Genomic DNA, 24,228 nt, shown 5'->3' on the forward strand with positions numbered 1-24,228 from the left:
TTTGAATATGCGGCTGCGGGGCAAACGCGCAACGCTGGAGAGATTGAACAAACTGCGCAAGCGACGTCAGGTGCAAACCATTGCGACGCTTGGGTTGGTTATTCTTGGCCCAATTCTGGCAATTATTACATTTCTTGTGTTGGGCCCACTTGAGGTTCTAAGCAACGATAGATGGTTGCGTCCTGTTCTTTTGCTTGATTTCATCTATGTCCTTTCGATTGCGACAATGATCTTGCAGCGCATTGCGCAGATGATCTCGGCGCGGCGTGCGCAATCTGCGGGGTCTCGTTTACACCTTAGACTGACTGGGGTTTTCGCCCTTGTTGCCCTTCTTCCCACTGTGTTGGTTGCGGTTTTTGCCGCCCTTACCATTAATTTTGGCCTAGAGGGCTGGTTTTCCGAACGGGTGCGGACCGTCATTGGCACGTCCCTTGGGGCTGCCGAAGCATATGAAGCAGAACATCGCCGTGATCTGACACGCGATGCCCGTGCGCTGGGGCGTTTTCTTGAAGACGAACGTCGGCGCGTCGGCGTGTTGCTGTCGGACGGCGAGATACAAGCGGTATTGTCGCGTGGGCAGGCGCAAGTGCAGCGGGGGTTGAAAGAAGCTTTTGTTGTCGGTGGTAACGGTGAGTTGCGCAGTCGGGGCAATCAATCTTATTTGTTCGACTTTGAACCCATTCCCCCACAAGTGCTGGAAATTGCGCTGACGGATGAAGTACCTGTTATTCAGGATTGGGAAAATAACGAATTCCGCGCCTTAGTAGCTTTGCGCAACTATCCCGATCATTTCCTATACGTCAGCCGTGTGGTTGACGGCGAACTTCTCGCATTGCTGGATGACACGCGCGAAACCGCAGTGCTTTATCAACAGTTGGAAAGCGATCGAGGCCGGCTGTTGTTCGAATTTGGTCTGTTGTACCTTGGGTTTTCCGTCATCATGATTTTGGCCGCGATTTGGCTTGGCCTGTGGTTTGCGGAACGTCTGTCGGGGCCAGTGGGCCAGTTGGCTGCGGCCGCCCAAAAGGTGGGTGCCGGGGATTTTGATGTTCATGTGCGCGAAATCGATAGTGATGATGAAATCGCTATGCTTGGTCGCATTTTCAACCAAATGACCACGCAGTTGCAGGGGCAGCGCGAAAACCTCGTCGAAAACACCCGACAGATTGAACGTCGACGTCGGTTGTTTGACTCTGTTTTGTCGTCGGTCACGGCGGGGCTTATTGGTCTCGACAGTGATAGGCATATTGCTTTTGTGAACCGCGCCGCGACCCGTATTTTATCTATGGACCCTAGTGACGCAGAAGATGCCGCACCGGATGCGCTTGCTGTCGCCGTTCCTGAGTTCTCGTCACTATTTGACCAGCTGCGCGACAGTGGCCGCGATGTGGTCCAAGACGAAATTCGCGTCACGCGTGATGGCAAACAGGAACATCTTCTGGTTCGAATGGCGGTGCGTCGGAACGACCGGGATGAAAGCGAAGGTTATGTGTTGGCCTTTGACGATGTGACCGATCTAGTTGCAGCGCAACGGATGGCCGCCTGGGGGGATGTTGCACAGCGCATTGCCCATGAAATCAAGAACCCACTGACCCCCATTCAGCTGTCAGCTGAGCGCATGAAACGGAAATATCAACCCAAATTGGCGCAGGATGACAGTGACACATTGGGGCAATTGGCGGATGTTATTATCCGCCAAACGGGTGATCTGCGACGCATTGTTGATGAGTTTTCGCAATTTGCACGCATGCCAGAACCCGTTCGTCGTGAGACAGATGTTCTCACGCTGGTGCGCGACGCTGTCACGCTGCAACAAGCCGGGCAAGAACAGGTCGAAATCACGGCTGACATTCCAAGCGACCCGATTGAGATCATGATTGATCATACGATGATCTCGCAAGCGCTTACAAACTTGATAAAAAATGCCGGTGAAGCCACGGAAACCTTTGTGGAAAATGGGCGTGCCACCTCCGGTTATAAGCCACGCGTACATGTTGAGATAATGCGTGAAGCGGATCATGTTCAGATTCAGATTAGTGATAATGGCAATGGTCTGCCAGAAGATCGGTCTCGATTGTTTGAGCCCTACGTGACGACACGTGACAGCGGAACGGGCCTAGGTCTGCCGATCGTGAAAAAGATAATTGAAGAGCACGGCGGCACACTTGTGCTGACCGATGCGAATGAATTCAGCGGCTGCACACACCAAGGTGCGATGGCAATTCTAAGCCTTCCACTGGCCGGAAATGCGGCGTCAAAAAAAGAGACAAACAGATGAGGTTCCTATGAGCGACATTCTTATTGTGGATGATGAACGTGACATTCGCGAGTTGATATCCGACATTCTACAGGACGAGGGATATTCCACCCGGTTGGCCGGAAATTCCGATGACTGTATGAAATTGGTGGAAGAACAGCCGCCAGCATTGATGGTGTTGGATATTTGGCTGAAAGACAGCAATATGGATGGGATTGATATCCTCAAGACCATCAAACGGGAAAACCCAACCATCCCAGTTGTGATTATCTCGGGTCACGGCAATATTGAAATTGCCGTCGCCGCGATCAAACAGGGTGCATATGATTTCATTGAAAAGCCCTTCAATATTGATCAGTTGATGGTGGTTGTGCGTCGCGCGATGGAAGCCTCGCAATTGCGTCATGAAAACCAAGAATTGAAGCGCCAAGACGACAGCGTTGACGAAATGGTCGGGTCCTGTACGGCGTTCAAAACCCTGAAATCACAGCTCGACAAAGTGACGAAATCGAACGGACGCGTGATGTTGACTGGACCTGCGGGATCAGGAAAAGAGATCGCAGCCCGTTATATCCACTCTGAATCCAACCGAAGTGATGCGCCCTTTATCTCGGTGAACTCGGCCTCGGTTGAGCCTGACCGGATGGAAGAGGTGCTATTTGGTCATGAAAATCCCGACGGCAGCATTGAGCAAGGCCTGCTTGAACAAGCCAATGGTGGGGTTCTGTTTTTCGACGAAATCGCGGATATGCCTGTGGGGACGCAGTCAAAGATTTTGCGTGTTTTGGTCGATCAGAAATTCGTTCGTACCGGGGGATCTCAAGAGGTTCTGGTTGACGTACGCGTTGTGTCGAGCACAAATAAAAACCTTGAGATGGAAATCCAAAACGGAACGTTCCGCGAAGAACTTTACCATCGTTTGAACGTTGTGCCGATTGTGGTTCCATCGCTGGAAGAACGTCGCGAAGACGTGCCCGAACTGGCCAATTATTTCATTGCGCGCCTAAACGCGAGTCAAGGCCTCCCGTTACGCACGCTGTCGGACGACACCATTGCCTTGTTGCAAACAAGCCTGTGGCCGGGAAATGTGCGACAGTTGAAAAACCTGCTGGAACGCATTCTTATTCTTGGTGAAAACACTGGCGAGATCACGCCCTCTGAACTGCCCCAAAGCGCGGATCAGCCTGCCGATAACGGGCGTATAATCCTGTCTGGGTCCTTGGCGACACTGCCATTGCGCGAAGCCCGTGAGTTGTTCGAACGTGAATATCTGATGACGCAGATCAACCGTTTCGGCGGCAATATTTCCAAAACTGCGAATTTCGTCGGCATGGAACGTTCCGCGCTGCACCGTAAATTGAAATCCCTAAATGTGGTCACTTCAAGCAAAGCAGGGGCACGTGTTGCCCATGTAAGCGAAGATGAGCTGTCCGAGTAATCTTGGGCAGATCAGTTATGACAGCTTTGCCAACGAAACGACGAGGCTTTTGCTTACTGTCGTGGGGTGATATGCCTGTGAAACGGGCAGGGATCTGCTGTGCACAAAGGAATGAGACATGAAAGTTATCATCTGCGGAGCAGGGCAAGTCGGTTGGCAAATTGCACGTCATTTGTCAGGTGAAAACAATGATGTAACGGTTGTTGATAACAACCCAGAACTTGTGCATCGGGCAACAGAAACACTGGATGTACAGGGTATTTATGGTTCCGCGTCATATCCTGATATTTTGACGCGGGCAGGGGCGCGCGATGCTGACATGATCATCGCGGCGACCTATTCGGACGAGGTGAACATGGTGATTTGCCAGGTTGCCCATTCCGTGTTTGCCATCCCTCGTAAGATCGCTCGACTGCGCAGTCAGTCCTATTTGGACGCGATTTATTCTGATTTATACCGGCGTGATCACATGCCGATTGATGTTGTGATCAGCCCGGAACGTGAGGTCGCGAAAGCGGCGCTTAAACGTTTGTCAGCACCATCCGCGTTTGATCGCGAAAGCTTCCTTGACGGCGCTGTGGATATGCTTGGCATCACCCTTGATGAAGATTGCCCGGTTCTAAACACGCCATTGCGCCAGCTAACGGATCTGTTTTCGACGCTCGCCGCGACCGTTGTGGGGGTGCGCCGTGAAGGCACATTATTCGCCCCAGAAGCGGGGGATCAGCTGTTCGCGGGTGACGAGATCTATCTGTTCACACTGCAAAGCGATCTTGCCCGTACGTTGGATGTTTTTGGTAAATCATCGCGCAAACAAGAACGCGTGGTGATCGTTGGTGGTGGCAATGTTGGACTTGCGGTTGCGCATGCTTTGGAACAGGACAAAAGCCGGGTCCGCGCACGCATGATTGAAATGGACCGGGAGGTCGCGGAAATCGCTGCTGACGCCCTAGAGCGAACCATCGTATTAAACGGCGATGGTATGAACGCCGATTTGCTGGCGGAAGCGAATATTTCATCTGCAGACGCGATCCTTGCCGTGACCGACGACGATAAAGTGAACCTGTTGACCTCGGTGCGTGCAAAGGCCGAAGGCTGCCCAATGGCCGTCTGCTTGATCAATGACCCAACCTTGACAACTTTGATGCAACCACTTGGAATTGATGCGTATATCAACCCGCGTGTCACCACCGTTAGCTCAATTTTGCGACATATTCGGCATGGGCGCGTGCGCGAGATTTATTCGATTGGCAATGCCGAAGCCGAGATTATCGAAGCACAAGTTCTTTCAACATCACCGATTTGTGGCCACAGCATCCGGGATATCGACTTTCCTGAGGGGGTGTTGATTGGCGCGTTGCGCAAAGGAAACAATGTGCAACGCCCAACCGGAAAAACCCGCATTGATGAAGGCGACGTTATTGTGTTATTTGCGATGTCTGCAGATGTTTCAGAGGTTGAGAGGCTCCTGCAGGTCTCGGTTGATTTCTTCTAATTATGATGACACGCATTTTATCCCTGCCGTTTATGGTCATCCTGATGGGGATCGCATCGTTACTGATGTTTCCGGTGGCCATGGTTGGCGTATATTTTAACGACAGTCGCGAGGCCCGCGTGTTCCTTTACGGCGGCATTTTGTTCCTGATCCTGACCGCTTTGATCGCGATCGCCACGGAACACAACAAATCCCGATCCGTGTTGCAAAGTCACCTTCTGGCCTTGGCTGGTGCTTGGACGTTGTTGCCCATCATGTTGGCGGTTCCATTCTACGAATCCTTGCGCAACACGGCCTTTCTGAACGCCTATTTTGAGATGTTATCCGCCTTCACGACCACCGGAGCAACGCTGTTTGACGATCCAGACCGCCTGTCACGAACTCTGCATTTTTGGCGCAGTCTTGTCGGCTGGATGGGCGGTTTTTTCATCTGGGTTGTTGCAATCTCGATCCTTGCGCCGCTGAATTTAGGTGGTTTTGAAGTCACTGCACGATCCCGACTTAGTCGGACCGGAAATTACTTCAACTGGATCGGTCGCGAGGCGTCTCCGGCAAAAAGACTGTCCCATCATGCGGCACATCTCGCACCGATTTACGGCGGTTTAACCGCAGCACTCGCGTTCTTTCTATTCGTCAGCGGAGAGAACGCCTTCATCGCGATTTGCCACGCGATGGCAACGCTTTCGACCAGTGGGATATCACCGGTCGGGGGGCTTGCAGGTGGCAATAACAGTTTTGCAAGCGAAGCGTTGATTTTCATCTTTTTGTTCTTCGCGATTTCACGCCTTACGTTCGCACCAGAAACACAACGTAACAGCCTGACACGTCTGTCATCTGATCCAGAATTCCTCATGGGGATCTTGCTGGTTCTTGCGGTGCCAACACTGTTGTTCCTACGCCATTGGTGGGGGGCATTCGAATTTAATGACCAAGAAAACACCACTGCGGCATTCAACGCATTTTGGGGCGCAGCTTTTACGGTTTTGTCCTTTCTAACCACCACTGGCTTTGAAAGCACCGCGTGGTCAGATGCGCGCGGGTGGTCTGGGCTTCCCACGCCGGGATTGATTATGGTGGGATTGGCGACCGTGGGTGGGGGGGTCGCAACAACTGCTGGCGGCGTGAAATTACTGCGGGTATTTGCGCTTTATCGCCACGGCGTCCAGGAAATGGAAACCTTGGTTCATCCGCATATTGTCTCTGGTTCAGGCGAGAACTCACGCCACCTTGGGCGTCAGGGGGCTTATATGGCGTGGATATTTTTCATGCTTATGGCCGTTAGTATTGCGCTGGCCAGTTTGGGTCTTGCGCTGACGGGGTTGGACTTTGAAACCTCGTTCATATTTGCGGTCTCTTCCCTGTCGACCACCGGCCCATTGCCTGGCGTTGCGATGCACCAGCCGCTGTCTTGGGCCGATATGTCAGGGATTGGCAAAGCCATTGCGGGAACCGCCATGGTCCTTGGGCGTATGGAAACCCTTGCAGTTATCGCGCTGCTGAACCCCGGTTTCTGGCGCCGATAGCACGAACCTGTGAAGAAAAACTGTAAAAGTATGTTGCATATCACGTTGTTTTCAGGCTGAATTGCAACATGTGGCAAAAACGCTTCCTGTGCGTGTGCCGTAACGACCAGAAATATGTGCCTTTCGTATCAACATGTTGCTTGATGCTAGGCCGGCGAGAAAAATAAAAAGGTAAAAACCTATGGCTGCCGACAAGCAAAATCTCCAGGAAACCTTCCTGAATCATGTGCGCAAATCCAAAGTGCCTGTGACCATCTTCCTGATTAATGGTGTTAAACTTCAAGGGGTTATCTCTTGGTTTGACAATTTTTGTGTGTTGCTACGTCGCGACGGGCAATCACAGTTGGTGTTCAAAGGTGCAATTTCTACAATCATGCCGTCCCAACCGATCAGTCTCTATGAAGGCGAAGAAGAATAACTTTTGACCATTGATCGCCAGGAACAGCCCACGCGCGCGTGGGTTTTGCATCCCGATATAAAATCATCTGACTCGCGTTTACGGCGCGGACGACGCAGTCCTGAGCACGCCATTGGCGAAGGTGTCGCGCTTGCGTCTGCCTTGCCAGGACTTGAAGTCATCGGTCAAACAATTGTGCCTCTGCCGAAAACGCGGCCGGGCTTTTTGTTTGGGTCAGGTAAAACCAATGAACTTGGAAACCTTTTGGCTGAGAACGAGGTCGAGTTGGTCCTGATTGATGGCCCATTGACCCCAGTTCAGCAACGCAACCTTGAAAAGGCTTGGGGCCTCAAGATCTTGGATCGCACGGGTCTGATCTTAGAGATCTTCTCTGATCGGGCGCAAACCCGCGAGGGTGTGTTACAGGTCGAGATGGCCGCCTTATCCTATCAGCGAACCCGTTTGGTGCGCGCTTGGACCCACTTGGAACGCCAGCGTGGTGGTTTGGGATTTGTTGGTGGTCCGGGTGAAACCCAGATTGAGGCTGACCGTCGCGCGATTGATGACCAAATCGTGCGTTTGAGGCGTCAGTTGGAAAAGGTTGTGAAAACCCGTGACTTACACCGATCGGCGCGGGCAAAAGTGCCCTATCCGATTGTGGCTTTGGTTGGCTATACCAACGCCGGGAAATCGACCCTTTTCAATTACTTGACCGGTGCCGAGGTCATGGCGAAAGACATGCTTTTTGCCACGCTTGACCCAACCATGCGGTCTGTCCAGCTGCCGTCCGGGCGCGACATAATTCTGTCCGATACCGTTGGGTTCATTTCTGAACTGCCGACCGAATTGGTTGCTGCGTTTCGTGCAACGTTGGAAGAGGTGCTGAGCGCAGATTTGATCGTGCATGTACGCGATATATCTCATCCAGATTCAGAGACCCAAGCCAAGGATGTTGAACAGATTTTGACAACGCTTGGGATCCAGCAGGATGTGAAACGCGTTGAAGTCTGGAACAAGCTTGACCTTGTTGAGGATGCGGTTCGAGATGCCCTTGAGATCCGTGCAGACCGATCCGAGGAAACATTCGCCGTCTCGGCTTTAACCGGGGAAGGTTTGGACGCGCTGCTTGAGACGATTTCAAACAGGCTTACCGATCCAAAGACCGAGGAAACAATCGTGCTGCCCTGGGCTGATGGGCGTAAGCGGGCTTGGTTGTTTGATCAGGGCGTGATTGAGGCTGAGCGTCAGGAAGAAGACGGGTTTCATCTCGATCTTCTCTGGACAGCGCGTCAAAAGAAACGTTATCGCGAGCTTTAAGGCCTCGCGATAACCCTTTCTAATAAATGCGTTATTCTGATGGCGAAACGTTCGGTATTAGCGTCATAATGCCTGCGTTTGCGGCGCGCGCCAGGGCTGGATCCAGTGACATCGGGATGTATTCGCCGCGCCGCCACAATTCCCCAAGATTATCATAAAAGCGGGAAAATGGGTGGCCGGACTGGCCGGTTGACAGAATGAAAACAGAGCTATCTGGATCTGCGAAATCATAGACACCACGATATCCCGCCGCATGAATATTGGCATAGGGGGTTTCGCCACTGCCAATCATTCGGCCACGCATCAATGCTTCGTCGCCACCACTGGTGGATTGCCTGATATTGACCACCCAACCTAAGAATGGGTTTGTTCCCAAAACCTTATGATCTTGCTGGGCCTCATGTTGGTCACCCCAACGCTGGCTTTCAGGCGTACCGCCGATGTTCTCGTCAATCCAGATAAGGGCCTCGTCTAATGCGGCTTGAGCGATTTCAGGGCAGGTCTCAATCACGGTGGATTGTACCACATCGCACCAGCGAGATGCACCATCGATGTCGCGGAAAACCCGTTCGATGAAGAGGGGTTCGAGACTTGTGAATTCATCTGCGAGATCCCCAAGTTCGTCCCGAATTAGACGATCCTGAAGGTGGCGCATCCATGTTGCATAGAGCAGCGGTTCAGGCAAATGTTCATTCATCGCACCATTCCACACAGACAACAGTTCAAGCGCCTTGTGACGCCGCCGTTCGACCGATCCGGCGGCGGCAGGTGTGTCGTTATACCAAAGCTCAGCACCGACCAAAGTCAGCAGCGTGCGGGCTGCGGTGGAAACCTCATCCAATTGCACATCGATAAAGCTGTCACGGGTGTGGACACGGCGATTTTGCATGAGAAACTCCCAACGTTGAACCCGCTGGCTGTCGCCCCAATTGAAGGTCATGTGACGTGGGAAGGGGGCGTCGGTGATCTTGTTATTGGTGTTGCCCAATATCCCGCCCGTGGGTTCAATGAACTCGGGGTTTTCGCTATAGGCAAGGCGTCCCAGCCATTGATTGAAGGCCAAAGCCCCCAATGCGGGAATGCGCCCTTGGCCCGTCTGACGGAATGCGCGTTTTGGAAAAGCGCCCAGTGTTTTCATGGCGATACGGTTGGGCTCGGCCAAGGTCAGGTTGATTGACGGCGCAATGAAATCTTCGCCAGATGTGATGGCTTCTTCAATCGTTTGGGCGTTGGTCAGATTAACAATTGCCGCGATCGTTGTGTCTGCGGGGGAAAGTGCGGTCCAGGAAATCGATGCGACATGACCCGGGGGGGTAACGCTGCCGATATCATAGTGCCAGTCGGGAATGACCGGGCCGTGGGCGCTCCAACGGAGGGTAATACGGCGTGGCTGTGCGCCCTTAATATTGATCACGTCATCACGTTGATCAAAGGTCGCAAAGCCCGTCGGTGTCAGATATTCATCAGCATTGGACGGGTTGATTTCCTCAAGGAAGACATCCAAGTCATCAAGCGTGCTGGCCGTATAGCCCCATGCCAAGTGATCGGAACGCCCAGACCAAACACCGGGAACACCGGGAATGGTGGCACCGATTAGACCACCGCCAGCCAGTTCAAGTCGGGCGAGATACCAAACAGACGGCGCGGAGAGATCGAAGTGCGGATCATTGGCCAGCAGTGTCGCCCCGGTTGCTGATCTTGTGGGGGCGGCGGCAAACACGTTCGACGCCCCGGCAAATGCGCGGCGGGGAAATGGCGACAAAGCCAAATCCGGAGAGACCAAATCCGTACCAAAGGCCAAGTCATCGTCCGTCGACAACAATCTGCGCAATTGATTGATGGCTTGCGCAGTTTGATTAGGATCAGCCTGACGTCGATGATCACCTGACAGTCCGGCGTTCTTATCTTCATAGCTTGGCAATTCCGCAAGCGCGCTGCCTGGCACATCAGGAAGCAGATCTGCCAATTGTTCGGGTGCCAATACCATCGCGGTTTTCATACGCAAAATGTCTTGTTCAAGCTGACCGGACATGCGCAACGCCAGCAGTTTAACAAGCGCAATACTGTCAGCCGCTTCCCAGGGTTCAACCGCGCCAGGGAACAAGAAAAATTCAGGCGCGCCGCGGCCCAACGCTTCGGTGTTGATCGTATTGATCCATGCATTAATGCCGGCAGAATAGGCGTCCAAAATTTCCAATGTGCTTGGGTCTAGCGCGCCAACAGATTGCCTTGCCGCAGCATAAAGCCCGAGTCGACGCATGACTTCGTCAGTGTCGGCGGTTTCCGCGCCAAAGACTTCGGATAAACGCCCTTGCGCTGTGCGACGGTCCACGATCATCTGCCAGATGCGATCTTGGGCGTGTACAAAGCCAAGACCAAACCAGGCATCCTTGTCGTTCTGCGCAAAGATATGTGGGACAGCCGCATTTGTGCGAATAACTTCTATCGGTTCCGATACTGCATTTAGGCGATATGTGGCGTTGTAATCGGGCAGGGAACGGGATGCCAAATACCAAATGATGGCCACAGCGCAAAGCGACAATACGCAGAGGGATACGAAAATTCGGAAGGTCCAGCGAAGTAAATGCGCCATGTTAATTGCCTTTGCGATCGCTTTTGAGGTGCAAACTTGACGCCCCAAGAGGCAGCCTGGAATTGACCTTTGATGGTTTCCACTTCATTACGAAATGAGCATGTGAAAAGCAATTCAAAGAAGTGGGGAAGATCATGGCGAAACTGGCATTTTTGGGTTTAGGGGTGATGGGATACCCGATGGCGGGGCATCTGGCGAAGGCTGGACATACGCTTACGGTCTATAATCGCACGACATCCAAGGCAGAAACCTGGGCGCATGAACATGGTGGCGAATTTGCGCCGACCCCGCGCGAAGCCGTTTCTGGCGCGGACATCGTGTTCTGTTGTGTAGGCAATGATGATGACCTACGTGCGGTGTGTCTTGGGGCGGATGGTGCCTTTGCAGGAATGACCGCAGGCAGTATTTTTGTGGATCACACAACGGTTTCAGAAACCGTGACGAAAGAATTGCACGCGATTGCGGCGACATCTCAGATCGGCTTTGTCGATGCGCCTGTGTCCGGTGGTCAAGCTGGGGCTGAAAACGGTGTGCTTTCGGTCATGTGTGGTGGCTCGCTTGCTGATTACGACCGCGCCACACCCATGATTGATACGTTTTCAAGCATGTGTCGTCACATCGGTGAAAGCGGCGCAGGTCAGATGACTAAGATGTGCAACCAAATCGCGATTGCTGGGCTTGTTCAGGGCCTGTCAGAAGCGCTTCACTTTGCCGATAAGGCCGGGCTTGATGGCCGTGCAGTTGTTGAGGTGATCAGCAAAGGCGCCGCTGGAAGTTGGCAGATGATGAACCGCCATGAAACCATGTTGGATGATCATTTTGACCACGGGTTTGCAGTCGATTGGATGCGCAAAGACCTGGGCATCTGCTTGGATGAGGCTGATAAGAATGGTGCCAGCTTGCCTGTGACCGCGTTGGTGGATCAATTTTACAAAGATGTGCAGAAAATGGGCGGTGGACGTTGGGATACATCTTCCTTGTTCAAGCGTTTGCAAAAGTTCTAAACAAAAGAAAAGCCGCGCTTCCAATTGAAAACGCGGCTTTTTGTGCATATTCACCCGGGTCTATGGAATGATGCGGGTATATTTTGTTCCCTCAAGGCTTGCACCAATGTGCAGCCCGGCTTGACCGAATATGACAGCGATCACAGGCGACAGAACCGAGGTTGTATCGGTGGAAATATCGCCACCACGGTCAGATACCGCATATTCAAGATCAGCACCCGCGGCCCAGCCACTGCTGTTGCGGAAGTCGTATAGTGATTCATTGGTCATGAAAAACAGAACATGTGCGAATTGTTTGGCACCAATTTGCAGACCAAAGCTGCCGGATGCGGCGGAATAATAATCCACTGTCGCGCCGTCGATTTGTAGCGCGCCGCGCCCAAAGGATCCACCAATGCCAAAGCCTGCTTCGGTGATCAAAGGCATGACCAGCATGCCAACGGCTTTATTCGCAAGGTCACGCGTACCGGGATATTCAGAATACATATGGCTAAGCGTTGGGCCGACGCGTGCATCGATACGGGCGGAACCGCCACTGCTTACACCGTTGCCGCAAGCCGCTGTCGTGGCAAGGGCACCCGTGCCAAGAATGAAACCGCGTCTGGAAGTTTTGTTGCTCATGATTTAACCGCCTCTGGTTGTTGATGGGTGTTTTCACCCTTTAAACGCAAGCTAGTGGAAAAAAATCTATCTGTCATCCGTATTTCAATGTCTGACCTTGAAACGGCAGAAGATTGCGGATGACAAAAAAAGGCCCCGAGGTTCCAAAGAACGACGGGGCCTGCAGCGTGTTATGGCTTAGTTGCGAAAGCTTTTGATCTCGCCGCTGTCCAGTTTCGCCTGGTATTTGAGCATTTCTTTCTTCACGATTGGCGCGAGGAAATACAGGCCCAGGATGTTCGGCACACAGATCAAGAAGACCAGCGCGTCAGAGATATCCAAGATTGGGCCAAGTTGAACCATGCAGCCAAGCGCAACGAAGACACAGAAGATGACTTTATAGATCATCTGTGTTTTCGCGTCTTCGCCAAACAGATATGTCCAGCCTTTCAAACCGTAGTAAGACCAAGAGATCATGGTTGAAAACGCAAACAACAGGGCAGCAACGGCAAGTGGTGTTGGGAACCATGAGAACTGGCGCTCAAACGCGGCAGATGTCATGGCAACGCCGGTTGCGTCACCCGCAAAGTTTGGATCCATCACTTGGCTTGTACCGATGACCAAGGCTGTGATCGTACAGATCACGATGGTGTCGATGAACGGCTCAAGCAGGGAAACGTAACCTTCTGTCACTGGCTCAGATGTTTTCACAGCAGAGTGCGCGATGGATGCGGAACCGATACCTGCTTCATTAGAGAAGACAGCACGTTGGAAACCAATGATCAAAGCACCAATGGCACCACCGGCAACGCCTTCACCAGTGAAAGCACCTGTGAAAATGTTGGAAATCGCCTGTGGGATAGCAGTGAAGTTCATCAGGATCACGATGATCGCAAACACACAGTAGAAGACAGCCATGAAAGGCACGACTTTTTCAGTCACACGCGCGATGGATTTGATACCACCGATGATCACAGCGAAAACCACACCTGCAAGGATCAGGCCAACCAGCCAGCCCATGCCGTCAAGTGCGCCACCAGCAACAGTGTTCAGCTGAACGTAAGCTTGGTTTGATTGGAACATGTTGCCAATGCCAAGTGCGCCGATACAGATACCAACCGCATAGAAAATGCCCATGAAACGGCCGAAGCCAGCCATGCCAAGCTCAGTAAACCCTTTATCAAGGTAGTACATTGGACCACCGGATACGGATCCATCTTCGTTCTCAAGGCGATATTTCACACCAAGGGTACATTCCACAAACTTGGTGGACATGCCCAAGATACCAGCAACGATCAACCAGAACGTCGCACCCGCGCCCCCAACAGTCACCGCAACCGCAACACCACCGATGTTACCGATGCCAACGGTACCGGAAACAGCTGTTGCGAGGGCCTGAAAGTGACTGACTTCGCCTGAAGAATTGGGGTCGGAATAATCACCGCGCACCAGTTTGATTGCATGACCAAAGCCACGCAGGTTGATAAAGCCCATGTAAACGGTGAAGAACACCGCGCCGATGACCAACCAAAGTACAACAAGTGGCAGTTCTGCGCCAAACAGTGGGATTTTAAAGAACACAACCGAACCAATGAAAGCGGCAATTGGTTTGGTAATGTTATTGATCCTATCGTCAATACCTGCGAATGCCGGAGCAGACAGGCAAAAGAGTGTCACAAGAGACAATATAATGCGATTCATCTTATTTCCTTTCTGGATTTCCGGCCTTACGGCACAACAACAACGGGAACGGGCGAGGTTTGGATCAGATTGCCTGCAACAGAACCGAAAATCAGCGATTTAATTCCGCTTTCCCCACGGCGACCGATCACGATCTGTGCAACATCATGTTCCTTTGCCAAACGGATCAAAGTTTCAGCAGGGGGCCCGTGCACCACGAGTGTTTCCACCTCAACGCCTTCGCCACGCAGGCGTTCGGCGGCGGGTTCAACCACCGACGACGTCGCCTTGGCGATTTCTTGTTCGCGACGCTTATGGCGTTCCGCATTTTCTTCGGGCGTATTAAATGAATAGGCCGACCATTCGATGACATAGGTCAGAAGGATTTTGGCCCCTCCAAGCTTCGCCCGGGCAATGGCGTGGGCGGTTGCGCGATGGCTTCCGTCACTTCCATCCACGGCCAGTAAAACTGTATTTGACATTATTTTCCCTCGTTATTGTGATGTGACATTCGGCTTGCTGATCTATGTCCGCATTGCTGCGTTGAAATGCCTCAGATAACACCCAGCCTGATTGACGCAAGGGAATGGGGGTATAACCAGTTTGGCGCAAATTCCAAAAAAAATGGACCGATCCTGTCGGAAACGGTCCTTTTTTGTGGCGTTTTTGTGACATTAACGAAAATCAGCCTTGCAGGATCTTTGCGACCTCGGGGGCAAAATAGGTTAGAACACCGTCACAACCTGCGCGCTTAAAGGCCATTAAGCTTTCCATCATAACTTTCTCGCCATCGATCCAGCCGTTAAGTGCTGCCGCTTTGACCATCGCGTATTCACCGGACACCTGGTAGGCAAACACGGGCACGCCAAATTCGCTTTTGGCGCGATGACAAATATCCAAATAGGGCATGCCTGGCTTGACCATAATCATGTCGGCACCCTCAGACAGATCGCGCGCCACAAGGCGCATGGCCTCGTCTGAATTGGCCGGATCCATCTGATAGGTCTTCTTGTCACCTTTCAGGGCGCCAGATGCGCCGACGGCATCGCGAAATGGCCCGTAAAACCCGGACGCGTATTTCGCCGTATAGCTGAGGATCGCAACATTCTGATGGCCTTCAGATTCAAGCGCGCCGCGAATGGCACCGATGCGACCATCCATCATGTCCGAGGGGCCAAGAATATCAGCGCCGGCATCGGCCTGGGCGATTGCCATTTTTACCAAAGCCTCGACCGTTTGGTCATTCACGATTTCACCGTCAACCACATAACCATCGTGGCCGTTGATGTTATAGGGATCCAAGGCGATGTCGGTCATGATCATCATCTCAGGCACTGCGTCTTTAATGGCACGGATCGCTTGATTTGACAGGTTGTCGGGATTCCATGCCTCGGCGCAATCTTCGGTCTTCAAAGACGGATCGGTATACGGGAAAATACAGATCGCAGGGATGCCAAGATCAAAGGCCTCACGGGCCGCTTTTACCAAAAGATCGACAGAAAGGCGTTCCACGCCAGGCATAGAAGCCACCGCATCGCGTTGATTTTTACCCGCGGTCACAAACACCGGCCAGATCAAGTCATCGGCCGTTAATGTGTTCTCGCTTACCATGCGGCGCAAGGCGTCGGATTTGCGCAGCCTGCGTGGACGCGCGAGTGGAAAACCGGGGGTGATTATGGATGATGACATCGTGAACCTCATTTCAATCTCGATAGGGTTCGCATGGATTGCGCTTCGGCTCAAGCTGTCATATGCAAAGGCGGTTATCTTGCCTGAAATAACGTCTGGAATCCACGCGATACAGATCATAAAAACACGAGGTCTGAGTGGACATTTATACGAGCATTTTTGAATTGATCGACATGCGGTCCTTTTCCAACCTATGGTTTTGGATTGGCTTGGCTGTCATGTGGTCATCGACCAGTCATTGGGTGCTTGGCGTGCCTTTTGACATCATTCAACGTGCGCGCAATCAGATCCAACAAAACGCCACCAATCAGACGCAAGAAGATGACCTGCCAACGCCGCAAGCTGTCACTGACCTTGAGGATCTGGTGCGTATAAACATCAGAAGGCTGACCCATATCTCTCGTACCGCAGCGATTTGGATGTTTGGGTTCGTCTTCTTTTTGATCACCAGCACGTTTTTGCTGGGTTTTTTCTATAAGGCTGAGTTTTCCCAAGCGGTTTTCTTTCTGATCTTTCCCTTTTCCATCGTGATTATGATGTCGATCGATTTGGCGATCAAAATCGACCGTGACCAACCCAAAGGCATCGCGTTGATCGATCTATTGGTGCGCTTGCGGTTTTACACTCAACTGATCGGTATGTTTTCCATTCTGGTAACTTCGATGTGGGGCATGTATCAGAATATCTCTGCAAATGTTCTGGGCATTTGATTCAGTAGGCATGGGATAAGGGCATAGGTTATGGCGGCTGAGAAAATCACATTTGGCGGTGCACCTGAAGGCTTTGATGCCTTGTTAATTGCGCGTGAGATTGCCAAAAATTCATGTCCCGTTGTTCATATTGCGCGCGATGATAAGCGTCTTGCCCAAATGCGTGCGGCGCTTGCATTTTTCGCTCCACAGCTGACGGTTATTGATTTTCCCGGTTGGGATTGCTTGGCCTATGATCGAATTTCGCCAAATGCATCTATATCCGCGGCGCGCATGGCGACCCTGGCTGGGCTTGTACGCGGCGTGCCTGGTCCCTTTGTGTTACTAACGACACTCAAAGCAGCGGCGCAAAAACTGCCCGCACGCGAAACCCTTAAGCAATCCAGCTTTGTCGCCAACGTCGGCGAGCGCGTGAATGAGGGCGCCTTACGCGAATTCCTAACACGGATGGGGTTTTCACAGACGTCCACCGTGATGGAACCCGGTGATTATGCGGTGCGCGGCGGGATCATTGATATTTTCCCACCCTCAGGTCTTGGCAAAGAGGGCGCGCCAGTGCGTCTTGATTTCTTTGGCGATATATTGGACGGCGCACGTCATTTTGATCCGGCCACACAACGCACGACGCAAAAGCTTGAAAGGATAGAACTTTCGCCCGTATCTGAGGTGATATTGGATGAAGCGTCGATCACGCGGTTCCGTCAGAATTACCGGATCGAATTTGGCGCCGCTGGCACGGATGATCCTTTGTACGAACATGTCAGCGCGGGCATGAAATATGCTGGCGTTGAACATTGGTTGCCGTTTTTCCATGAACGTCTTGAGACGCTGTTCGACTATTTGCCCGGCGCGACTGTTATGGTCGACGATCAGGTGCCAGCGATGCAAGACGCATGTTGGGATATGATCGCAGATCAATATGAAACCCGCACAATCGCGATGAAAGATCGCAATCGCATTGATACGGTCTATAAACCCGTTGCCCCAGCCGCCTTATATTTGGATGGAACGGCGTTTGACGTGGCTGTGCAAGATCACCGGGTGGTGCAATTGTCACCTTTGGCGCAGGCGCCAGGACCGGGCATGTTGGATGCTTCCGCCAAGGTAGGACGAAGTTTCGCAGCTGAACGTAAAATGGAATCTATAAGCTTATTCAGCGCATTAAAGGACCACATTAATGTGGTTCGCGAAGACAAACAGGTTGTCATCGCATCTTGGTCTGAAGGCGCACGGGAACGATTGTCTGGCTTGATGGCTGACGAAGGTTTGGCGGATGCGCGACCTATCTCGGATTACCGTGACATTCCCGACGGCACAGGCGGTGTTTTTCTTGCGATTTGGCCCTTGGAAACCGGGTTCGAGGCCCCAGGCCTGACCGTTATTTCAGAACAAGATGTGTTGGGGGATCGCTTGATCCGTGCCCCAAAACGCAAACGTCGCGCCGAGAATTTTCTGACAGAAGCGCAAAGCCTGTCCCCAGGGGATTTGGTTGTACATGTGGATCACGGTGTCGGGCGCTACAATGGCTTGGAAACGGTCACCGCCATGGGCGCGCCGCATGATTGCATCGCACTTGAATATGCTGGTGGCGATCGACTGTTCCTACCTGTTGAAAACATTGAACTATTGTCCAAATTTGGCGCCGATGAGGGGTTGCTTGATCGTCTGGGTGGTGGGGCTTGGCAAGCCAAGAAAGCCAAACTTAAAGAACGCATCCGACAGATCGCAGACAAGCTGATCCGTATCGCAGCCGAACGCGCTTTGCGCAGTGCACAGATCATGGAAGCCCCACAAGAGATCTGGGAAGCCTTTTCCGCCCGTTTCCCCTATCAAGAGACCGAAGATCAGCTTGGTGCGATTGAAGACGTGCTGGGGGACATGGCATCTGGGCAACCGATGGATCGCTTGGTCTGCGGTGATGTGGGTTTTGGCAAAACCGAAGTCGCCATGCGCGCGGCCTTTGTCGCGGCCATGTCAGGCACCCAGGTTGCCGTGATTGCGCCCACAACACTGTTGGCGCGTCAACATTTCAAAAGCTTCTCTGAACGGTTCCGAGGTTTTCCCGTGGAAGTGCGCCAATTGTCTAAGTTTGTCAGCGCAAAAGAGGCAGAAAACACCCGCAAGGGCATGGCTGAGGGCACGATTGATATCGTGATCGGCACCCATGCGCTTTTGGCGAAAACCATTCGCTTCAAAGACCTGGGTTTGCTGGTGATTGATGAGGAACAGCATTTCGGCGTAACCCATAAAGAGCGTTTGAAATCAATGCGTTCCGACGTGCATGTTCTGACATTGACCGCAACACCCATCCCACGCACCTTACAGATGTCATTGTCTGGCGTACGCGAACTTTCGATCATTGGCACGCCGCCAGTCGACCGGCTGGCGATCCGAACATATGTCAGCGAATTTGACAGTGTCACCATCCGCGAAGCCTTGTTGCGCGAACATTATCGCGGGGGGCAAAGTTTTTACGTGGTGCCGCGCATTAAGGATCTGCAAGAGATCGAAGATTTCTTGACCGACCACGTTCCTGAAATCAGCTTCGTCACCGCCAGCGGCCAGATGGCTGCCGGGGAACTTGATGACCGGATGAACGCTTTTTATGACGGTAAATTCGATGTGCTTTTGGCGACGACCATTGTCGAAAGCGGTTTGGACATTCCCACCGCCAACACGATGATCATTCACCGGGCTGACATGTTCGGCCTTGCCCAGCTTTATCAAATTCGTGGTCGTGTTGGACGTTCAAAAACAAGGGCTTATGCCTATCTTACCACACGTCCACGCAAACCATTAACCCAGACCGCACAAAAGCGGTTGCGGGTGATTGGCAGCCTTGACAGCCTTGGCGCTGGCTTTACTTTGGCCAGCCAAGACCTCGATATTCGCGGTGCTGGCAACCTGATTGGGGAAGAACAATCAGGTCAGATGCGCGAAGTTGGGTATGAGTTGTATCAAAACATGCTGGAAGAAGCGGTTGCCAAGATCAAATCTGGCCAGATGGAAGGCCTGCTAGATGATGATGGCCAGTGGTCACCGGTGATCAACCTTGGCGTTCCGGTATTGATTCCAGAAGCTTATGTGCAAGACCTTGACGTGCGTCTTGGGCTGTATCGTCGCTTGTCGGGCTTGACCACCAAAGTCGAACTTGAGGGATTTGCCGCAGAATTGATCGACCGTTTTGGCAAACTGCCTAAAGAAGTGAACACCTTGATGTTGGTTGTGCGCATCAAAGCGATGTGCAAACGCGCGGGTATTGCCAAGATGGATGGTGGGCCCAAAGGCGCTACCATCCAATTCCACAATGATAAATTCGCATCCCCCCAGGGGCTGGTTGAGTTCATTCAGGCACAAGATGGCTTGGCCAAGGTGCGCGACAATAAGATCGTCGTGCGACGTGATTGGGCGAACACTGCCGATAAAATCAAAGGGGCGTTTTCAATCGCACGCGATTTGGCCGAAAAGGTTAAAGCTGAAAAGGCAAAACGCGCGAAGAAAGCCTGATTTAAGGCCGCATCTACCGACGTATATTGTCGGTAGATGCGGTATGTCTTTGCGCATGATCGCCTTAGTTGACGCGTTCAAGCTTTTTGATTTGCAGCATGATCAGATAGCCAAGGAACGTGCAAATCACAGATCCAATCGCGAGCGGTGTATACGTGCCATTGAAACTTAGCCCAATGGGAATTGCGATTGCGATGCCGAATACGGTGGACACCGCGCCAATAATAGAGGCGGCCATGCCTGCAATATGCCCCATAGGTTCCATGGCCAGCGCGTTGAGATTGCCAAGGGTAAAGCCCAACATGAAGAACAGGGAGGTTGACCAAAAGAACCATGCGGGAAAGGCCAGCCAAGCGGGCCACAGGTCGGCTGCGCCCATAATTGCCATCACAACCGATATGCCGAATTGAATGAGCAAGGCAGTGGAGATCAGCGAACGCATGCCAAGGCGCACAACTAAGCGCGCATTGATCAAGCTGGCGGATGCGGCAATTACAGCTGAGGCACCGAACCAAAAGGGGAACTCAGACTCGCGGCCGAATGAGGTATCATAGATCTGTTGCGTTGAAGATATCAGCGCCATTAACAGGCCGAAGATCAAGGTCTGCACCAGTACAGACAGCAGAAACATCTTATTGGCAAATGCCTCACGGATCGCGTAGGCAAAGCGCGCAGGCTTTAAGGGAATACGTCGGTCAACGGGCAGGGTTTCACCTTGACGGAAATACACCCAAATCACTGTGATCATGGAGAATATGACAAAGGCCATGAAAATGCCGCGCCAGGAACTGACGGCAATAATCATTGCGCCAAGGGCAGGGGCGATCGCTGGAACCAGTGAGAAAACGATCATGGTGAAGGACATCAATTTGGCCATCTGGCGGCCTGAATATAGGTCACGAACAATTGCCATCGCAACAACGCGTGGCCCTGCAGCCCCCAGACCTTGAAGCCCACGCCCAATGAGAACACCTTCGGCACTTTGACTGTACCAAGCCAGAGCCGCACCAAGCATGTAAACCAACGCACCGATCAAAAGAACAGGGCGACGACCAAATGCGTCAGACAATGGACCGGTGAAAAATGTCCCTACACCCATGCCGAATACAAAACTGGTGACAACCAGCTGGGCGCGGTTGATATCATACGGCATGAGTTCCTTGCCAATATCGGGAAGCGCGGGCAACATTGCATCAATGGAAAAGGCAATTGTCGCAAATAACATCGCGATCAATGCGATGAATTCAGGAAGGGGCAAGCGCGGTGGCATCGCAGAGTCTGGATTAAGACTGGAGGTGTTATCTGACATTAATTTTGCTTTCTCGCTTACGTCCTAAATAAAGAAAAACTGCTATGCTCCAGACCATAATCTCGGCCAGAAAGGTCCAGTGAAGCAGGAATGACAACACCCAGTTTTCGTAATGGCTGGGGACATCGACCAAAACATATAGTTGATCGCTAAACGGCCAGAGCCACATGATACTTCCAGCGAGACTGTCCAAGATGAGATGCACGAAGATTGCCCCATAGAACATGCATGCGGCGGTTATCACCGGGAAACGAGTGTGTTTCGCCACGAATAGTTTCAGTGCAATCAGGGTGGCAACAGCGATCATGATCCAGAAACCAGGGGCGTGCACCCAATATTTGTGATGATGAAATGCGCGCATATCCACGAGGTGGAACCAAAGCATGTCAAAATCAGGCAATACGGACCCAAGCAGCGCAAAGGGGTATACACTGCGCGGACATCCCGTTGCCCGCGCCAAGATATACCCCGATGGCAGATGCGCTGTGATCATGCGTCGTCGTTTTCGGACGGATCGGCCTGATCATCGATTTGTTCCATCAGTTCTTTGATGACATTTCCCCAAAGCTCTGGGGGTTGTGCACCGGATATAACGTGCTGATTTTCAATTATGAAACACGGAACACCGGTTACACCGCGTTCGCGGGCATGTGTATCGCGGGTTTTAACATCCTCAACATCTGCGTCGGATTTCAGCAAATGCCCAACAACCATGGCGTCCATACCGCATTCGCCCGCAATCGCCGCCAGAACCTCGCGGTCTCCGATGTCTCTGCCGTCGGTAAAATAGGCTTTGAACAGGGCAGATTTCACCAAGATTTGCTTGCTTTCAATGCCAGCCCAGTGGATGAGACGATGTGCATCCAGCGTGTTTGGTGTTCTTTTGATCTCTTCAAAATTGATCTCGACACCCGCCTTCTGAGCGTTCTCAACCACTGGGGCATAGGCACGCACGGCACCGTCTTTGCCCCCAAATTTCCCCTCAAGATAGGCACGGCGATCCATGCCTTCTGCTGGCATCTCAGGGTTCAACTGAAATGGATGCCATTCAATGGCGAACGGGTGATCTGGATGGGCCTCAAGTGCGCGGTCAAGATAGGACTTGCCAATAAAGCACCAAGGGCAAATTGGATCTGAGATTATATCGAGCTTTATCAATGATTTTCCTCCCATTCTTCACGCAACTTCCGGCGGAGAATTTTGTTATTTGCCCCACGGGGGATTTCGGTGACAGCGGTGAAAATGCGTGGCATTTTATACCGAGCAAGTTGGCCTGAAAGCCACTGTTCCAACACGGACGCGCCGGGATCACTTTGTGACACATAAAACGCTGCAATCACGGAGACATCGGCTTTTACTTGGACTTCCACAACTGCGCATTCCTGCACATCTCCATGCTGTATCAGAGCAGATTCAACCTCGATTGGGGAAACGCGAAAGCCGCCAGCGTTCATCATGTCATCCGTTCGACCATGATAGGTGATTGCGCCACTTTGATCCATCGATGCGCTGTCGCCGGTGCGAAACCACTGGCCCGACGTACGTGACTTGGTTTCGGCCTCGGCGTTTAGATACCCAAGCATCAATCCAAGATCATCGGTGGACACGGCCAATTCGCCCTCGCTGCCCAGAGGGGCAGGTTGACCATCTGCGGCAAGAACTGCGACGCGTCGACCATTTTGTGGGCGGCCTAATGTGTGTAATGGCGCCGGACGATCCGGTGCGCCTGAAATAAACGTTGAGCATTCCGACATGCCAAAAGCTTCAAATATTGGGGTGCTGGTGGCGTGTTCCCAATCTGCGCGCAGGTCTTCGGGAAGTTTTTCCCCGGCAGACAAACCATGTCGCAGATGTGGCATCTTCAGCTGTGTGTCACCCTTTAACATTTGGCGGTAAACACCTGGTGCTGCGGCAAAAATCGTCGCGCGATGTGTGTTTAATAGCTCGAACAAAGCACTTGCTGGGGTTCCCGGTTGTGGGATGAGAGCGGTTGCGCCCATCGTCCATGGATCCATCAAACCCGTTCCAAGGGTATAGGTCCAATTGAACGCCCCGGCATGCATTACACGGTCATCTCTGTTCAACCCGTACCATCCGTCAAACATCATTTGTCGGGCCAAAATCGCACGATGGGCGTGACAAACAGCCCGTTGCACACCTGAAGTGCCGGATGTGAAAATGATATACGCCAAACGATTGGGATCGCCCAAGGCAAATTCAGCCGGTGGCAGGTCATGATATGTGACGAGTGTTTCTGCAAAGATGACATCGCAAACGGACGCTTCGGGCAGAGGCACCCCGGGACTGGCAATGATCAGCGATGGATTGACCGTCTTGCAAAGTTTTTCAACTTCGTGCCCGGTCAGCTGGGCGGCTGTCGGCACTGGCACCAAATCAACCGCGATACAGGCAAGATAGGCCAGCGGAAATTCGGGCGTGTTATCCAAACGTAAAAGGACACGATCGCCAGCGGACAAGCCACGGTTCAACAGGCCTGTCGCAATACCACGGATGGAACGTTCAAGCTGTTGATATGTCAGAATTGTCGCGCCGTCTGGCGTAAGGATTTCAAGCGCCGGCTTTGTCGGGGCTTGATTTGCGCAGCGCAACACATGCGCCGCCATATTAAAGGCGTTTGAGACGTTCGGGGCCGTGCCGTGATCAAATACAGAATGCATAAGAACTGGCTACGCTGGGTTCCCATCGGTT

18 protein-coding genes are annotated in these 24,228 nt (G+C 52.3%); 9 read left to right on the forward strand and 9 right to left on the reverse strand.

Going from position 1 to position 24,228, the window contains the following annotated elements:
- The first annotated feature begins 7 nt into the window (after nucleotides 1-7).
- From RJ38_RS06540 to hflX, 6 genes are all read left to right on the forward strand, one after another.
- A complete protein-coding gene (locus RJ38_RS06540) occupies nucleotides 8-2,278 on the forward strand; it encodes a sensor histidine kinase NtrY-like (protein WP_052245241.1) in 2,271 nt (756 codons plus the stop codon).
- Between the two features lie 7 nt (nucleotides 2,279-2,285).
- Nucleotides 2,286-3,695: a nitrogen assimilation response regulator NtrX gene (ntrX, locus tag RJ38_RS06545; RefSeq protein WP_039018070.1), complete on the forward strand. Its 1,410-nt coding sequence runs from the start codon at nucleotides 2,286-2,288 to the stop codon at nucleotides 3,693-3,695.
- Nucleotides 3,696-3,813: 118 nt separating this feature from the next.
- On the forward strand, nucleotides 3,814-5,190 hold the full coding sequence (gene trkA, locus RJ38_RS06550; protein ID WP_039018071.1) for a Trk system potassium transporter TrkA: 1,377 nt from the start codon (nucleotides 3,814-3,816) through the stop codon (nucleotides 5,188-5,190).
- Nucleotides 5,191-5,192: 2 nt separating this feature from the next.
- On the forward strand, nucleotides 5,193-6,713 hold the full coding sequence (locus tag RJ38_RS06555; RefSeq protein WP_039018072.1) for a TrkH family potassium uptake protein: 1,521 nt from the start codon (nucleotides 5,193-5,195) through the stop codon (nucleotides 6,711-6,713).
- Nucleotides 6,714-6,894: 181 nt separating this feature from the next.
- Nucleotides 6,895-7,131 carry an RNA chaperone Hfq gene (gene hfq, locus RJ38_RS06560; protein WP_039018073.1) on the forward strand — a complete coding sequence of 79 codons (237 nt, stop codon included), beginning with the start codon at nucleotides 6,895-6,897 and terminating at the stop codon, nucleotides 7,129-7,131.
- Between the two features lie 9 nt (nucleotides 7,132-7,140).
- Nucleotides 7,141-8,427 (forward strand): GTPase HflX, encoded by a 1,287-nt coding sequence (gene hflX / locus RJ38_RS06565; RefSeq protein WP_039018119.1) that lies wholly within the window; start codon nucleotides 7,141-7,143, stop codon nucleotides 8,425-8,427.
- A gap of 31 nt (nucleotides 8,428-8,458) precedes the next feature.
- Here the strand turns inward: hflX and RJ38_RS06570 are convergent, their stop codons facing one another.
- Nucleotides 8,459-11,020 carry a penicillin acylase family protein gene (locus RJ38_RS06570; RefSeq protein WP_039018074.1) on the reverse strand — a complete coding sequence of 854 codons (2,562 nt, stop codon included), beginning with the start codon at nucleotides 11,018-11,020 and terminating at the stop codon, nucleotides 8,459-8,461.
- A gap of 134 nt (nucleotides 11,021-11,154) precedes the next feature.
- Here RJ38_RS06570 and RJ38_RS06575 point away from each other — a divergent pair, with 134 nt between their 5' ends.
- Entirely contained in the window at nucleotides 11,155-12,024 is an 870-nt protein-coding gene (locus RJ38_RS06575; protein WP_039018075.1) for an NAD(P)-dependent oxidoreductase, read from the forward strand.
- Between the two features lie 60 nt (nucleotides 12,025-12,084).
- Here the strand turns inward: RJ38_RS06575 and RJ38_RS06580 are convergent, their stop codons facing one another.
- The 4 genes from RJ38_RS06580 to hemB all read right to left on the reverse strand — a co-directional run bounded on the left by RJ38_RS06580 (nucleotide 12,085) and on the right by hemB (nucleotide 15,993).
- Entirely contained in the window at nucleotides 12,085-12,645 is a 561-nt protein-coding gene (locus RJ38_RS06580) for a lipid-binding SYLF domain-containing protein (protein ID WP_039018076.1), read from the reverse strand.
- A gap of 177 nt (nucleotides 12,646-12,822) precedes the next feature.
- Nucleotides 12,823-14,325, reverse strand: a complete 1,503-nt coding sequence (locus RJ38_RS06585) for an alanine/glycine:cation symporter family protein (RefSeq protein WP_039018077.1) — start codon at nucleotides 14,323-14,325, stop codon at nucleotides 12,823-12,825.
- A 26-nt stretch (nucleotides 14,326-14,351) separates the two neighbouring features.
- Nucleotides 14,352-14,786, reverse strand: coding sequence for a universal stress protein (locus RJ38_RS06590; protein ID WP_039018078.1), 435 nt, complete (start codon nucleotides 14,784-14,786; stop codon nucleotides 14,352-14,354).
- A 202-nt stretch (nucleotides 14,787-14,988) separates the two neighbouring features.
- Nucleotides 14,989-15,993, reverse strand: coding sequence for a porphobilinogen synthase (hemB, locus tag RJ38_RS06595; protein WP_039018079.1), 1,005 nt, complete (start codon nucleotides 15,991-15,993; stop codon nucleotides 14,989-14,991).
- Nucleotides 15,994-16,130: 137 nt separating this feature from the next.
- Between hemB and RJ38_RS06600 the strand changes: the two genes are divergently transcribed.
- Complete coding sequence (locus RJ38_RS06600; RefSeq protein ID WP_039018080.1) at nucleotides 16,131-16,703, forward strand: hypothetical protein; 573 nt, start codon at nucleotides 16,131-16,133, stop codon at nucleotides 16,701-16,703.
- Nucleotides 16,704-16,733: 30 nt separating this feature from the next.
- A complete protein-coding gene (gene mfd, locus RJ38_RS06605; protein ID WP_039018081.1) occupies nucleotides 16,734-20,210 on the forward strand; it encodes a transcription-repair coupling factor in 3,477 nt (1,158 codons plus the stop codon).
- A gap of 64 nt (nucleotides 20,211-20,274) precedes the next feature.
- Here mfd and RJ38_RS06610 read toward each other — a convergent pair whose 3' ends face one another.
- Genes RJ38_RS06610 through RJ38_RS06625 form a run of 4 tightly spaced genes read right to left on the reverse strand, consistent with a single transcriptional unit; the run spans nucleotide 20,275 to nucleotide 24,197 of the window.
- Nucleotides 20,275-21,519: a multidrug effflux MFS transporter gene (locus RJ38_RS06610; protein WP_039018082.1), complete on the reverse strand. Its 1,245-nt coding sequence runs from the start codon at nucleotides 21,517-21,519 to the stop codon at nucleotides 20,275-20,277.
- Nucleotides 21,509-22,012 (reverse strand): metal-dependent hydrolase, encoded by a 504-nt coding sequence (locus tag RJ38_RS06615; protein WP_039018083.1) that lies wholly within the window; start codon nucleotides 22,010-22,012, stop codon nucleotides 21,509-21,511. The genes RJ38_RS06610 and RJ38_RS06615 overlap by 11 nt, the downstream gene beginning before the upstream one ends.
- Nucleotides 22,009-22,692 carry a DsbA family oxidoreductase gene (locus RJ38_RS06620; protein ID WP_039018084.1) on the reverse strand — a complete coding sequence of 228 codons (684 nt, stop codon included), beginning with the start codon at nucleotides 22,690-22,692 and terminating at the stop codon, nucleotides 22,009-22,011. Before RJ38_RS06620 ends, RJ38_RS06615 begins: the two co-directional genes overlap by 4 nt.
- Complete coding sequence (locus RJ38_RS06625) at nucleotides 22,674-24,197, reverse strand: class I adenylate-forming enzyme family protein (RefSeq protein ID WP_039018085.1); 1,524 nt, start codon at nucleotides 24,195-24,197, stop codon at nucleotides 22,674-22,676. Before RJ38_RS06625 ends, RJ38_RS06620 begins: the two co-directional genes overlap by 19 nt.
- Between the last annotated feature and the right edge of the window lie 31 nt (nucleotides 24,198-24,228).

The organism is Halocynthiibacter namhaensis (assembly GCF_000812685.1).
Classification (GTDB): Bacteria; Pseudomonadota; Alphaproteobacteria; order Rhodobacterales; family Rhodobacteraceae; genus Halocynthiibacter; species Halocynthiibacter namhaensis.

Excerpts from the sequence above, each read along its gene's own strand:
- RJ38_RS06585 (WP_039018077.1), bottom strand. The coding sequence starts at position 14,325 with ATGAATCGCATTATATTGTCTCTTGTGACACTCTTTTGCCTGTCTGCT.
- RJ38_RS06570 (WP_039018074.1), bottom strand. The coding sequence starts at position 11,020 with ATGGCGCATTTACTTCGCTGGACCTTCCGAATTTTCGTATCCCTCTGC.
- ntrX (WP_039018070.1), top strand. The coding sequence starts at position 2,286 with ATGAGCGACATTCTTATTGTGGATGATGAACGTGACATTCGCGAGTTG.
- trkA (WP_039018071.1), top strand. The coding sequence starts at position 3,814 with ATGAAAGTTATCATCTGCGGAGCAGGGCAAGTCGGTTGGCAAATTGCA.
- RJ38_RS06615 (WP_039018083.1), bottom strand. The coding sequence starts at position 22,012 with ATGATCACAGCGCATCTGCCATCGGGGTATATCTTGGCGCGGGCAACG.
- hfq (WP_039018073.1), top strand. The coding sequence starts at position 6,895 with ATGGCTGCCGACAAGCAAAATCTCCAGGAAACCTTCCTGAATCATGTG.
- RJ38_RS06555 (WP_039018072.1), top strand. The coding sequence starts at position 5,193 with ATGATGACACGCATTTTATCCCTGCCGTTTATGGTCATCCTGATGGGG.
- mfd (WP_039018081.1), top strand. The coding sequence starts at position 16,734 with ATGGCGGCTGAGAAAATCACATTTGGCGGTGCACCTGAAGGCTTTGAT.
- RJ38_RS06580 (WP_039018076.1), bottom strand. The coding sequence starts at position 12,645 with ATGAGCAACAAAACTTCCAGACGCGGTTTCATTCTTGGCACGGGTGCC.
- RJ38_RS06610 (WP_039018082.1), bottom strand. The coding sequence starts at position 21,519 with ATGTCAGATAACACCTCCAGTCTTAATCCAGACTCTGCGATGCCACCG.
- hemB (WP_039018079.1), bottom strand. The coding sequence starts at position 15,993 with ATGTCATCATCCATAATCACCCCCGGTTTTCCACTCGCGCGTCCACGC.
- RJ38_RS06575 (WP_039018075.1), top strand. The coding sequence starts at position 11,155 with ATGGCGAAACTGGCATTTTTGGGTTTAGGGGTGATGGGATACCCGATG.
- RJ38_RS06620 (WP_039018084.1), bottom strand. The coding sequence starts at position 22,692 with ATGGGAGGAAAATCATTGATAAAGCTCGATATAATCTCAGATCCAATT.
- RJ38_RS06625 (WP_039018085.1), bottom strand. The coding sequence starts at position 24,197 with ATGCATTCTGTATTTGATCACGGCACGGCCCCGAACGTCTCAAACGCC.
- RJ38_RS06590 (WP_039018078.1), bottom strand. The coding sequence starts at position 14,786 with ATGTCAAATACAGTTTTACTGGCCGTGGATGGAAGTGACGGAAGCCAT.
- RJ38_RS06540 (WP_052245241.1), top strand. The coding sequence starts at position 8 with ATGCGGCTGCGGGGCAAACGCGCAACGCTGGAGAGATTGAACAAACTG.